The organism is Nocardioides sp. AN3, from assembly GCF_054653495.1.
Window position 1 is genome coordinate 22,441 of the sequence record NZ_BAAIGC010000036.1, and the last position, 12,879, is coordinate 35,319.

At 69.5% G+C, this 12,879-nt stretch carries 13 protein-coding genes; all 13 read left to right on the forward strand.

Features of this window, described 5'->3' with window-relative positions; genetic code table 11:
• Positions 1–3 precede the first annotated feature (3 nt).
• The 13 genes from ACYQ1K_RS24610 (at position 4) to ACYQ1K_RS24670 (ending at position 12,846) form a co-directional block, all read left to right on the forward strand.
• Positions 4–861 carry an alpha/beta fold hydrolase gene (locus ACYQ1K_RS24610; protein ID WP_459986087.1) on the forward strand — a complete coding sequence of 286 codons (858 nt, stop codon included), beginning with the start codon at positions 4–6 and terminating at the stop codon, positions 859–861.
• Positions 858–1,364 carry a cupin domain-containing protein gene (locus ACYQ1K_RS24615; RefSeq protein WP_459986088.1) on the forward strand — a complete coding sequence of 169 codons (507 nt, stop codon included), beginning with the start codon at positions 858–860 and terminating at the stop codon, positions 1,362–1,364. Before ACYQ1K_RS24610 ends, ACYQ1K_RS24615 begins: the two co-directional genes overlap by 4 nt.
• Positions 1,365–1,369: 5 nt before the next feature.
• Entirely contained in the window at positions 1,370–2,170 is an 801-nt protein-coding gene (locus ACYQ1K_RS24620; protein ID WP_459986090.1) for an SDR family oxidoreductase, read from the forward strand.
• Positions 2,171–2,200: 30 nt separating this feature from the next.
• Entirely contained in the window at positions 2,201–3,850 is a 1,650-nt protein-coding gene (locus ACYQ1K_RS24625) for a thiamine pyrophosphate-binding protein (protein WP_459986092.1), read from the forward strand.
• Positions 3,847–5,364 (forward strand): aldehyde dehydrogenase, encoded by a 1,518-nt coding sequence (locus tag ACYQ1K_RS24630; RefSeq protein WP_459986093.1) that lies wholly within the window; start codon positions 3,847–3,849, stop codon positions 5,362–5,364. The genes ACYQ1K_RS24625 and ACYQ1K_RS24630 overlap by 4 nt, the downstream gene beginning before the upstream one ends.
• Positions 5,365–5,381: 17 nt before the next feature.
• Positions 5,382–6,518, forward strand: coding sequence for an FAD-dependent monooxygenase (locus tag ACYQ1K_RS24635; protein WP_459986094.1), 1,137 nt, complete (start codon positions 5,382–5,384; stop codon positions 6,516–6,518).
• 28 nt (positions 6,519–6,546) lie between these two features.
• Positions 6,547–7,893 carry an allantoinase AllB gene (gene allB / locus ACYQ1K_RS24640; RefSeq protein WP_459986095.1) on the forward strand — a complete coding sequence of 449 codons (1,347 nt, stop codon included), beginning with the start codon at positions 6,547–6,549 and terminating at the stop codon, positions 7,891–7,893.
• On the forward strand, positions 7,890–8,732 hold the full coding sequence (locus ACYQ1K_RS24645; protein WP_459986096.1) for a bifunctional allantoicase/(S)-ureidoglycine aminohydrolase: 843 nt from the start codon (positions 7,890–7,892) through the stop codon (positions 8,730–8,732). Before allB ends, ACYQ1K_RS24645 begins: the two co-directional genes overlap by 4 nt.
• The gene (locus ACYQ1K_RS24650; RefSeq protein ID WP_459986097.1) at positions 8,729–9,076 is read left to right on the forward strand and encodes a RidA family protein; all 348 of its coding nucleotides are present in this window, start codon (positions 8,729–8,731) and stop codon (positions 9,074–9,076) included. The genes ACYQ1K_RS24645 and ACYQ1K_RS24650 overlap by 4 nt, the downstream gene beginning before the upstream one ends.
• Before the next feature lie 181 nt (positions 9,077–9,257).
• On the forward strand, positions 9,258–10,100 hold the full coding sequence (locus tag ACYQ1K_RS24655) for an ABC transporter ATP-binding protein (protein WP_459986098.1): 843 nt from the start codon (positions 9,258–9,260) through the stop codon (positions 10,098–10,100).
• A gap of 70 nt (positions 10,101–10,170) precedes the next feature.
• Entirely contained in the window at positions 10,171–10,935 is a 765-nt protein-coding gene (locus ACYQ1K_RS24660; protein ID WP_459986099.1) for an ABC transporter permease, read from the forward strand.
• A gap of 224 nt (positions 10,936–11,159) precedes the next feature.
• Positions 11,160–12,026 carry an ABC transporter substrate-binding protein gene (locus tag ACYQ1K_RS24665; RefSeq protein WP_459986100.1) on the forward strand — a complete coding sequence of 289 codons (867 nt, stop codon included), beginning with the start codon at positions 11,160–11,162 and terminating at the stop codon, positions 12,024–12,026.
• Between the two features lie 82 nt (positions 12,027–12,108).
• Positions 12,109–12,846: an SDR family oxidoreductase gene (locus tag ACYQ1K_RS24670; RefSeq protein WP_459986101.1), complete on the forward strand. Its 738-nt coding sequence runs from the start codon at positions 12,109–12,111 to the stop codon at positions 12,844–12,846.
• Positions 12,847–12,879 lie beyond the last annotated feature (33 nt).

Here is a 12,879-nt window from a genome sequence, read left to right on the forward strand (position 1 = left end):
GTGATGCCTGCCTACCGGCGGGCGGGCAACGGCGAGCCGGTGCTCCTGCTCCACGGCATCGGGTCGTCCTCGGCGTCGTTCGCCCCGCAGTTCGACGCGCTCGCCGACGAGCGCACCCTGGTGGCCTGGGACGCACCCGGGTACGCCGCGTCGCCCGATCCGGTCGGCCCGCTCGGTCACCTCGGCCTCGACGGGTACGTGACCGCTGCTCTCGGGGTGGTCCGCGCCGCCCTCGGTCTCGGTCCGGTGCACGTGGTCGGCGTGTCCTGGGGTGGCGTGATCGCGCTGCGCCTCGCCGCGACGCACCCTGAGCTCGTCCGCACCCTGACTGTCGTCGGTGCCAGCCTGGGCTCGGGCACGGACCCCGTGAGGGCAGCGCAGATGCGCGCCCGGGCGGCCGACCTGCTTCGGCTCGGGCCAGACGCGTTCGCCCGGGCCCGCGCGCCGAGGCTGCTGTCCCCGCACGCGCCCGCCGACCTCGTCAGGACCGCTGTCACGACCATGGCCGAGGCGATCCGGCTTCCCGGCTACGCCGAGGCCGCCGAGTCGATGGCGACCGCAGACCTGAGCGGCGACCTCGCCCGGATCACGGCGCCGACGCTCGTTCTGGCCGGTGAGGCTGACACCGTCACCGGACCGGAGCGCGCTCGTGAGATCGCCGCCGGCATCCCCGGCGCACTGCTCGCCACCCTGCCGCGCGCCGGTCACCTCGCCAACCAGGAGCAGCCGGAGGCGGTCAACGACTGGCTGCGCCGGTTCACCCGCACCCCTGGGGCACGACGCCTCGCTGAGCCGCTCGACCACCGCACGACCCTTCGCCCGACCGCCGCACCACACCGAACCAGAGAGGAACCGACATGACCCTTCAGTACGAGGACGCCGATCTCGCCGCGTTCACCGACTCGATCATCCTGACCAGGTCGACGCGCCACGAGGACTGGGACACGCTGGGCTTCCAGGCCAAGGCCGGCGACCAGTTCAAGCGGGCGCAGATCCGCTACGTCGGCTCGGGAGCGACCGGCAACCACGAAGGGGACCGTCGCACGATCCCCTCGCAGGGCTTCACCTTCTCCAACATGCTGCTGCCCCCCGGCGCCGAAGGCCCCGAGCACACGCATCACGATGCCGAGGAGGCCTTCTTCGTCCTCGAGGGCGAGGTCGAGGTCGGGATCCATCGCGACGGCAAGGTCGAGAAGCGCACCCTCGGCTACCGAGACATGATCGTCGTCCCGGCTGGGGTGCCGCGCAGTCTGAAGAACAACGGCGACTCCGACGCTCTCTTCTGCGTGATCATCGGCGCCCAGAAGCCTCAGGTGCCGACCTACCCGGAGACGTCGGCCATGCATGGTGTCTCGCGGGACTGAGGACGATGGACCTGCTACTGCGCGACCGCACCTATCTCGTCACCGGCGGGAGCTCCGGCGTCGGCCTGGCGACCGTGGCCCTGCTCCTCGCCGAGGGCGCCCGTGTCGTCACCTGCGGACGCCGGGCGGACGCGCTCGACGCCGCAGCGGACCGGTTGGCCGCGGAGGTCCCTGGTGCGCGCGAGCGGCTGCTCGCCCGGCCCTGCGACGTGCGCGACGAGACTGCCGTCGCAGGGCTGGTCACCACCGCGGCCGAGGAGTTCGGTGGCCTGGACGGTGTGGTGAACAACGCGGGCCAGTCGCGGATGGCGGGGCTGGACGTTGCCGGGCGGGATGCCTTCCGCGACGAGCTCGACCTGAAGTTCAGCAGCGTCCTCAACGTCCTCGACGCCGCGCTGCCCTGGCTGGAGAAGTCCCTGGCAGCCTCCGTGGTCAACGTGAACGCGGTGTTGGCCAAGCAGCCCGAGCCGCGGCTGGTCACCACGTCGGCCGCCCGTGCCGGCCTGCTCAACCTGTCCAAGTCGATGTCGATCGAGTACGCCGCCCGCGGAGTCCGGGTGAACTCCGTCTGCCTCGGGCTGATCGACACCGGCCAGTGGCGCCGGCGCTATGACGCGAGCGGCACCGATGCGACGTACGCGGAATGGGAGCGCGACCTGGCCGCGGACCGCGGCATCGCACTCGGTCGCTTCGGCACGGCGGACGAGGTCGCCGCTGCGATCGCGTTCCTGCTCTCACCCCGCTCCTCCTACGTGACCGGCGCCGCCCTCGACGTCTGCGGCGGCGTCAACCGCGGACTGTTCTGAACCGATACCCCAGATGACCAGGAGCTCGAGATGACCACACGGACCGGCGGAGACCTGCTCGTCGACCTGCTGCGGGCGCACGACGTCGACACGGTCTTCGGGATCGTCAGCGTGCACAACCTGCCGCTGGTCGAGGCGGTGGACCGTGACCTCCGGTTCGTGCCGGTGCGGCACGAGGCGACCGCTGTCAATGCCGCCGACGGCTACGCCCGGGCCCGCGGCGGACTCGGCTGCGCACTGACCAGCACCGGCACGGGTGCGGGGAACGCGGCCGGCTCGCTGGTCGAGTCGCTCAGCTCCGGCACCAGCGTGCTGCACGTGACAGGCCAGGTCGACTCGCCCTACCTCGGCTCGGGCCGCGGCTTCATCCACGAGACCAAGGACCAGCTCGGCATGCTCACCGCCGTCTCGGCGTACGCGGCGACCATCACCGACACGGACAGTGCGGCCACGGTGCTGACCCAGGCCACGGCCCGTGCGCTCGCCGTGCCCGGTGGTCCGGCCTCGGTCGAGTGGCCGATCGACCTGCAGTACGCCGAGCACTCCGTCGTGCCGATCAGCGCTGCGGTGCCGCCCCCGGCGGGCGGCCCCGAGGGTGCTGCCATCTCCGAGGCCGCCCGGCTGCTGGCCGCCTCGGAGCGACCGGTGATATGGGCCGGAGGAGGCGTCGCCGGCGCCGGACGCCCGCTCGAGCGGCTGGTCGAGCTGCTCGGTGGGGGACTGCTCACGAGCAACTCCGGTCGCGGTGCCGTGCCCGAGGACCACGACCTCTGCATCGGCAACTACGGCACCGCCCCAGGCGCCCGGGCGCTTCTGCGCGACTCCGACCTCCTCGTCTCGATCGGGACCCACTTCCGCTCCAACGAGACGGCCGACTACACGATCCCGGTGCCCTCGGCGCACGTGCAGGTCGACGTCGACCCGGCTGCGTTGGGCCGGGTCTTTCCCGTGACGCTCGGGGTCGTCGCCGACGCAAGGGAGTTCCTCGAGGCGGTGATCGCCGAGCTCGCCGCCGTCCGGACGCAGCCGCCGAGCGTCGCGTGGACCGACCGCGTGCGGGCGGTCCGCGCGGACGTGCGGGCCCAGCAGCGTGCCGGGCTGGGCGACCATGCCGTCTTCGCCGACTCGTTGCGTGCAGTGCTCCCGCGCCGGGCTCCGATCGTGCGCGACGTCACCATCGCCTCGAGCTCGTGGGGCAATCGCCTCCTGGAGATCCGCGACCCGCGCGACAACATCTTCCCCCGCGGTGGCGGCATCGGGCAGGGGCTCGGGATGGCGATCGGCGCCGCCCTCGGACGGCCTGGGGAGCCGTCGGTCTGCATCGCCGGCGACGGCGGCCTGGCCGTGCACCTCGGCGAGCTGATGACCCTGGCGCAGGAGTCCCCGTGGCTCGTCCTGCTGGTCTTCAATGATCGGGGATACGGCGTGCTGCGCAACATGCAGGATCAGATGGGCCGGCCCCGGGCCGGCGTGGACCTGGCCACCCCGCACTACGGCACGCTCTGCCAGGCGCTGGGACTGCCGCATCTGCTCGTCGACGACCCGAGCGCGCTGACAGCCGCCCTCGAGAAGGCTGTGGCGCTGCGCGGACCGGTGATGGTCGAGGTCGACCTCACTGTGTTCCCGCCGATGGCGAGCCCCTTCACCCCTCCGGTCCACGTCCCAGGAGCGTCGTCATGACCCAGACCGCATCGACACACGCCGACCCGAGCAGCACGCCCACGAGGATCGCTCCCACCGGCCGGATCCTGGTCGGTGGGGAGTGGGTCACCGGTGGCGGCGAGGAGATCAGCTCCATCGACCCGTCCGACGGCCACGTGATCGCCACGCTCGCCGGAGCCACCCCGGCCGACGTCGACCGGGCGGTGCGAAGCGGCGAGTCGGCCCGGGCCGCCCGCGCCTGGCGCGACCTGCTCCCGCACCAGCGTGCCCGCTATCTTTCCCGCACCGCGGACCTCATCGAGGACCGTGCCGACCAGCTGGCGCTGCTGCAGAGCCACGACAACGGCAAGCCGATCACCGAGACCCGGGCGTTGGTCGCGAGCGCGGCCGGCACCTTCCGCTACGTCGCGGCGGTCCTCGAGACCCAGGAGGGCGCGCTCCCGCCCGCGCGTGGAGAGTACGTCGCCGCGTCGGTGCACGAGCCGATCGGCGTCGTGGGCGCGATCACCCCTTGGAACAGCCCGATCGCCTCCGACGCGCAGAAGGTCGCGCCTGCCTTGGCCGCCGGCAACGCTGTGATCCTCAAGCCGGCCGCATGGACGCCGCTGCTCGCCCTCGAGCTCGGCGAGCTGCTGCTCCAGGCTGGGTTCCCCGAGGGCCTCATCAGCGTGCTTCCCGGCCCCGGCCGCACCGTCGGACAGCGACTGGTGGAGCATCCCGAGGTCCGCCACCTCTCCTTCACCGGCGGCACGGACACCGGCCGTGCCCTCGCCGCCACCGCGGCGAGGATGCTGAAGACCACCTCCCTCGAGCTCGGCGGGAAGTCGCCGACCATCGTGCTGCCCGACGCCGACCTCGACCTCGCCATCAACGGCGTGCTCTTCGGGATCTTCAGCTCCCAGGGGCAGTCCTGCGTCGCGGGCTCGCGACTGTTCGTTCACGACGCCGTCTATGACGAAGTCGTCGAGCGGATCTCCGCGCGGGCCGACGCGCTTCGCGTCGGCAACCCCCGCGCAGAAGACACCCAGCTGGGGCCCCTGATCACGACCGGCCACCGCGCCGCCGTCGAGCAGTACATCGCCGCTGGGATCGCCGAGGGCGGCACGGTGCGCGCCGGGGGCGTTCGCCCCGACGACCCCGCACTGGCGGCCGGCAACTACCTGCGGCCCACCGTCATCGAGGGCCTGGCCGCCGATGCCCGCGTCGTTCGCGACGAGATCTTCGGTCCGGTGCTGGCCGCGCTCCGCTTCTCCGATGAGGACGAGCTGGTCGCCGCGGCCAACGATTCGGCGTACGGGCTCGCCTGCGGGATCTGGACCCGCGACTTCGCCCGGGCCTGGCGCCTGGCGCGGGCCATCGAAGCCGGCACGGTCTGGGTGAACACCTACAAGCAGCTCTCGATCGCGTCACCCTTCGGCGGCGTGAAGGACAGCGGTTCCACGCGTGAGAAGGGCATCGACGTGGTCCGTGCCTACCAGCGCCAGAAGAGCATCTACCTGGGGACCGGCGGCCCGATCGCCTGGGCCGACTGAAGCGAGGAGAACACGACATGAGTCAGCACGTCGGCATCGTGGGTGGCGGCATCGGAGGCTTGGCAGCCGCCATTGCGCTCCGGAATCTCGGTCAGGAGGTGACCGTCTTCGAGCAGGCACCCGAGTTCGGCCGGGTCGGGGCAGACATCAACCTGACCCCGAACGCGGTGCACGCGCTCGACGGACTGGGAGTGGGTGAGGCCATCCGGGAGACGGCGGCGCGCCCCAGCCATCGGATCAGTCGTACCTGGGACACCGGCGAGGAGACCTCGCGCTTGGCGATGGGCAACACCGCCGAGCAGAAGTACGGCGCACCGCAGCTCACCATCCACCGAGCCGATCTGCTGGCCGCGCTCGAGCAGTCGCTGCCGCCGGCGGTCATCCGTCTCGGGCATCGGCTGACGACTCTCGAGGCTGCGCCCGCCGGCGAGCCGGTCCGACTCGTCTTCGACGGTGGTGCGAGGGCTGAGGCCGATGTCGTGGTCGGCGCGGACGGCATCCACTCCAGCGTGCGGACTGCGCTGTTCGGCCAGGAGTCGCCCGAGTTCACCGGGGTCGTCGCCTTCCGGGCCGTGGTCGCGACCGAACGTCTCGATGTGCCCAACCTCGACGCGTTCACCAAGTGGTGGGGCCCGGACCCGGAGACGCAGATCGTCACGTTCCCGCTCAACCGCGGGCGGGACACCTTCGTCTTCGCCACCGCCCATCAGGACAGTTGGACCGAGGAGTCGTGGACCACGCCGGGTGACGTGGAGGAGCTCCGTGAGATGTACCGGTCCTTCCACCCCGAGGCGCGCGCGCTGCTCGAGGCGTGCGACAGTGTCCTCAAGTCCGCGCTCTACGTGCGCGACCCGCTGACATGCTGGTCGGTCGGTGCGGTGTCGCTGCTCGGAGACGCGGCTCACCCGATGATGCCGTTCATGGCGCAAGGCGCCTGCATGTCGATCGAGGATGCCGTGGTCTTCGCCCGCGCCGTCGCCAGTGCGGCGGAGCGGACCGAGGACGTCGAGGGTGCGCTCAAGCGATACGAGGAGGCGCGCCGGCCGCGGACGAGCCGGATCCAGATCGGCTCGCGGGGCAACGAGTGGCTGAAGAAGCCTGGCGACGCGGACTGGGTCTACGGCTACGACGCGTGGAACGCGCCGCTGGCATGAGCGTGGTCGAGCCCGGAGAGCATGCCTGATGCTGGACCTCGTGGTGCGTGCACGTCGCGCCGTCGTCGGGGGACGGGAGCGCCCGATCTCGCTCGGGATACGCGACGGCACGATCGTCGACGTCGCGGACTTCTGCGCGAGCCCAGCGACGCTGGCCACCCTCGAGCTGGCCGACGACGAGGTGCTGTTGCCCGGCCTCGTCGACAGTCACGTTCATGTGAACGAGCCGGGGCGCACCGAGTGGGAGGGCTTCGCGAGCGCCACCCGCGCAGCCGCGGCAGGTGGCGTCACGACGATCATCGACATGCCGCTGAACAGCATCCCCCCGACCCTCGACCCGGGCGCGCTCGCGGTGAAGCGGCAGGCGGCGAAGGCCAGCGCCTGGGTCGACGTCGCGTTCTGGGGCGGCGCCGTGCCCCAGAACCTGGGTGCCTTGGACCTGCTCTGGGACGAGGGCGTCCTCGGGTTCAAGTGCTTCCTCGTCGCGTCGGGGGTCGACGAGTTCGGTCATCTCGACCGCGCACAGCTCGAGCACGCGATGATCGCGATCGCCGCCCTCGACGGCCTGCTGCTCGTGCACGCAGAGGATTCAGCGGCGATCGACGCCGCACCGGCCGCGGTGGGCCGCTCGTATGCCAGCTTCCTCGCCTCGCGGCCCCCGGCCGCGGAGACGAGCGCCGTCGGCGAGGTGGCCGCGCTGGCGAAGCGCACGGGCTGCCGAGTCCATGTCGTGCACCTGTCCAGCGCGGAGACGGTGGACGTCGTCGTTGCCGCACGGCAGGACGGCGTGAGGATCACGTGCGAGACGTGTCCGCACTATCTGACCCTGGACGCGGCCGAGGTCCCCGACGGGGCGACGACCTACAAGTGCTGCCCGCCGATCCGGGACGCCGGCAACCGCGACCGCCTTTGGGACGCGCTCCGAGCCGGCCACATCGACCTCGTGGTCAGCGACCACTCGCCAGCGCCGCCGGACCTCAAGTGCCTCGACAGCGGCGAGTTCGGAGCAGCGTGGGGCGGCATCGCCTCGCTCCAGCTCGGCCTTCCGCTGGTGTGGAGCGAGGCGCGTCGGCGCGGAAGCGACCTGACCGACGTGGCCCGCTGGATGAGCACGGCGCCCGCCCGGATGGCTGGCCTTCGCGACCGCGGCAGGCTCGACCTCGGCGCCTCGGCGGACTTCTGCGTGTTCGCGCCCGACGAGGAGCTCGTCGTGACCGCCGAGTCCCTCCACCACAGGCATGGCCTGACTCCCTACCTGGGCCGGCAGTTGACGGGCGTCGTGCGCGGCACCTGGCTCCGCGGCGCTCGACTCGACCTGGCCGGCGAGCCGCGGGGCCGGCTGCTGACCAGGCCGTGTGAGAGGCAGATGGCGTGACGTCGCCCTACTACGTCCCACGCGGGGGACTGCCCAGCCAGCACGAGCTGACCACCGACCGCGCGGTGTTCACGACGGCGTACGCCGTGCTGCCGCGCGGCACGATGCGCGACATCGTCACGAGCCGGATTCCACACTGGCAGGAGACCCGTGCCTGGGTGCTCGCGCGTCCCCTGTCGGGATTCGCCGAGACGTTCTCGCAGTACATCGTGGAGGTGAGACCCGGCGGGGGCTCGGATCGGCCCGAGCCGGATGTCGGCGTCGAAAGCGTGCTGTTCGTCGTCGACGGCGAGCTGGTCCTCGAGGTGGACGGCGCCGCGCACGGACTGCGGCCGGGCGGCTATGCCTACCTGCCGCCCGGGACCTGCTGGACGCTCCGCAACGACAGCGGAGCGACCGCGACGTTCCACTGGATCCGCAAGGCCTACGAGGCGGTCGACGGGATCGCGCTGCCGGAGCTGCTGATCACCCATGAGTCCGACGTGGCACTCGAGCCGATGCCCGGCGTCGATGGCACCTGGTCGACGCAGCGCTTCGTCGACCCCGACGACATCCGCCACGACATGCACGTCAACATCGTCACCTTCGAGCCCGGCGGCGCGATCCCCTTCCCCGAGACCCACGTGATGGAGCACGGCCTCTACGTGCTCGAGGGAAAGGCGGTCTACCTGCTCAACAAGGACTGGGTGGAGGTCCAGGCTGGGGACTTCATGTGGCTGCGGGCGTTCTGCCCGCAGGCCTGCTACGCGGGTGGCCCGGGCCGGTTCCGCTACCTGCTCTACAAGGACGTGAACCGGCACGCGGCCCTCGCGGCCCCGAGAAGGAGGAGCCTCTCGTGACCACCCCCGAACATCCCTACTCCGAGGCCTACGACGACGACGGCGTCGTCTACGTCTCCGGCGCGCTCTCGGTCGATTCCGAGGGCCGCGTCGTGCATGGTCGCCGGGAAGCCCTGGACGCCGCGCTCGCGAAGCTGCGGGCGCGGCTCGGCACCGTGGGGCTCGACCTCGAGCACGTCGTGAAGACGACGTACTTCGTGACCGACGTGTCCTTGCGGCAGGAGGCCAACGAGCAGTATGTCGCCTCCTTCTCCGAGCCACGTCCAGCGCGGTCCTTCATCGAGGTGAGTCGGCTTCCCTACGGCGCGACCGTCGAGATCGAGGCTGTCGCCCGGCGCGTCTGAACGCCTGCCGCAGAAGTCGATGCCGTCGTATGTGCTCAGACAATTGCTTTAGCCATTGACGATTAAGAACTTAGATTGTCATCGTTTGTCGCGTCACCACTCCGCGCCACCAGCGCGGTGCGTGCAAACCGGCCCGGCCAGCGGCACGGGGCCTTCGCGCAACGAGGAAGCGAGTTCTTGTATGGGAAGCACGCCACGTCCCGCGATCGTGACCGACGAGGCCGTGGGGTCTCCCGCCGCGCCGACTGCCGGGGCGCCGGCCATCCAGGTCGTCGACGCGAGCAAGGAGTTCCATTCCAAGCGCGAGACGGTGACCGCCATCGAACGTGCGAGTCTCGAGGTGGCCGAGGGCGAGATCATCTCTCTCATCGGGCCGAGTGGATGTGGCAAGAGCACCCTCCTCATGCTCATCGCAGGCTTGGAGCTGCCCACGAGTGGTGCGGTGTACACCTTGGGTGAGAAGGTCTCCGCACCCAGCCCCGAAGTCGGCGTGATCTTCCAAAGGGACTTGCTGTTCGACTGGCGAACAGTGGTCGACAATGTCCTTCTTCCGTTCTCGATGCGGGGCGAGAGCACTGAGCCCCACCGCGAGCGCGCGCTGGAGCTGCTCGAGCGCGTCGGACTCGAGGACTTCGCGAGCCGGCGGCCGTTCGAGCTCTCAGGTGGCATGCGGCAGCGTGTGGCTCTTTGTCGGGGGCTCATCCCCGACCCGCAGCTGATCCTGCTCGACGAGCCTTTCGGTGCACTCGATGCCCTGACGAAGGAGCAGATGCAGCTCGACCTCCAAGCGCTGTGGGCCGGTGAGCAGAAGACGGCCGTCATCGTGACACATGACATCCCTGAAGCCGTCTTCCTGTCCGACCGGGTCATTGTCATGAGCGCTCGTCCGAGCCGCATTCACGCCGACGTCCGCATCGACCTGCCGCGACCGAGGAGCGCCGAGATCCGCGAAAGCAAGCAGTTCTCCGCCTACCACGCGCAGATCCACGGCATGTTCAAGGAGCTCGGAGTCTTCCATGACTGAACGCGTCGCCAGGCGGATCACCACTCTCGGTCGGACGTCGGCTGGGGTGCCCAGGAGTCGAGCCACGTGGGTGTCCGAACGGTTCGGCCCACTGACCTGGACCGCGATGTCGGTGATCGTTCTCATCCTGCTGTGGAGCCTGGTCATCGTCGTCTTCGAGCCCAAGGAGTACCTGCTCCCCGCGCCATGGGCCGTACTGGACCGGCTCGTCACGAGCATGGGGTCACTGGTCGCGGACTCGCAGCCGACGCTGTATGTGGTCTTCGTCGGCTACCTCGCCGGTGTCATCGTTTCCGTTCCGCTCGGCATCCTGATCGTCGCGAGCAAGTGGGTCGAGCGCCTGGCCTACCCCCTCCTCGTGGGCTTCAACGCGATCCCGAAGGTTGCTTTGGCCCCGCTGTTCGTGGTCTGGTTCGGATACGGTTCAACGCCGCGCATCGTCGTGACGTTCTCCATCGTCTTCTTTCCGATCGTCGTCAGCACGGTGACCGGACTGCGTAGCACCGATCCTGAGATGCTGCGCTTGGTGCGTTCGATGGGCGCCAAGCCGTCGCGCACGTTCCTCGGTCTGCGCCTCCCCAACGCACTCCCCAGTGTCTTCTCCGGCTTGAAGATCGCGACCAGCATGGCAGTGATCGGGGCGATCATCGGCGAGTTCGTGGCGTCCGACGAGGGCTGGGGCTACCTCCTCATCCGCGCGCAGGGCGAGCTCGACACCACCCTGATCTTCGCGATCGCCATCCTGCTGGCGGTCGTCGCCACAGTTCTCTACTACGCCGTGGAGCTGATCGAGCGCGTCGTCATGCCCTGGCACGCGTCACACCGTGCTCGCTGAAGCGCACGGACCAGAAACTGCCGCCAGCCTTCCCGGGTTCACCGGGTGCGGTGATTCACCCTCATCTCAAAGAACGGAAGTGTTCCATGTCGAGAGCAACTAGGTTCACGGCGGCAACTGCCGCATTGGTCGCGAGCGTTGCCGGACTCGCCACCACTGGATGTGACTCGCAGGCTGATGCCCGGCAACCTGTCAAGCTGCGGCTTTCGTTCACGGCGACCGGCATGGAGTCCCCGTGGGTCTACGCCAAGGACCACACGATGGCCGACGCCGGCATCGACCTCACCGTCAACGAAGGCAAAGGATCGGCCGTCACTGCTCAGACTGTCGGGAACGGCTCGGATGACTGCGGGATCGTGGACGCCGGCACGTGGCTCACCCTGGCGAGCAAGGGGATCGCAGCGAAGGCCGTCCTCAGCGTCTATGCGCAGAACACCCTCGCCGTGCTGAGTCCTGCTGGGTCGCCCATCGCCAGCCCGGCCGACCTCGAAGGCAAGGGTCTCGCCATCACGGCGGGCGATGGTCCGTCCACGCTGCTGCCGGTGCTCATGAAGCTCAACGATGTCGACGCCAAGAAGGTCGAGCTCGTCAACATGCAACCTGGTCCGAAGCTGACGTCGCTTGCCACCGGCAAGGTCGATGGAGTCGTCACCAACAGCGTGGTCGCGCCGGGGCTGGCAGCCAAGGGGGTCGAGACGAAGGCCCTCATGTACTGGGACTACGGAGTTCACACGCCTGGGTTCTACATGGTCTGCTCGGACAAGTTCCTTGCGAAGAAGGACGTCGCAACAGACTTCGTCCACGCTGCTCAGAAGACGCTCGAGGCGGCGCTCGAGCATCCGGATGCGGTTGCCAAGAGCTTCAGCGAACAAGACAAGTACAACGACGACCTTGCGGTGGCCGAGCTCAAGTCGGTCCTCGGGTCGATGCCATCCTCCGACGCCTCGGCGCCGCTCGGTTCGATATCCGAGGAGACGCTCGCGACAGCACTGAAGATTCTGACCGACGTCGGGCAGATCAAGGATCCGAAGAGCTTCGACGACTATGCGACGAATGACTTCCTGGACGAAGGCGTGAAGCGACCGAACTAGTCCCGAGCGAGTTGATGGCCGGTGTCTGACCAGAGTCGACCCGGGGCTCGCTGCTCCGGTCGACTCTGGGAGAGGAGAATCGATGAGCGAGACCGTCATCGTCACGGGCGGTTCGTCAGGCATCGGCCTGGCTGTGGCCGAGGCCTTCCGTCGCCACGGCAAGAAGGTCGTGAGCGTGGATCGATCGCCGAGCTCAGCGGCACATCACAGCGTCGTCGGCGACGTTCGCGACTGGCGCCCTCACCAGGAAGCCGTCGCAGAGGCGACGAAGATCGGCACGCTCACGGCACTCGTGGCCAACGCGGGAATGCACGATGGCGGCCTCGACCTCGAGGAGGAGCCGAGCCGCTTCGCGCACTCAGCGAACGACATCGTGACAATCAATGTGGTGGGCTACCTCCTCGCCATTCATGCAGCGGCGAAACAGCTCAGGAAGAATCGCGGGAGCATCGTTCTCACCCTCTCCGACGCGGCCTTCACCGCAGGCCACGTGACCGGCGCAGGAATTGCCTACACGGCCTCGAAGCACGCAGGCCGTGGCATTCTGGCGTGGGCCGCGGCGGCGCTGGCGCCTGAGGTCCGCGTCAACGCGGTTGCCCCTGGCGGCATCGTCACCAACCTCGCTGTTCCTGGAGTCGATCGGGACCGTCCTCGTTTCACCGATCCTGCGGCACAGGCCGAGCTCATTCGAAGTCGAAACCCCCTGGGAACCGTCCAGACACCAGAGGAGATCGCAGAGCTCTATCTCTTCCTCTGCTCGGCCGCGTGCCGCGCGATGACGGGGCAGTCGCTGAGGTCGGACGGCGGACATGGGCTGTGACCGTCGGCACCCTCCCGCCCGAAGGCCCCGGTC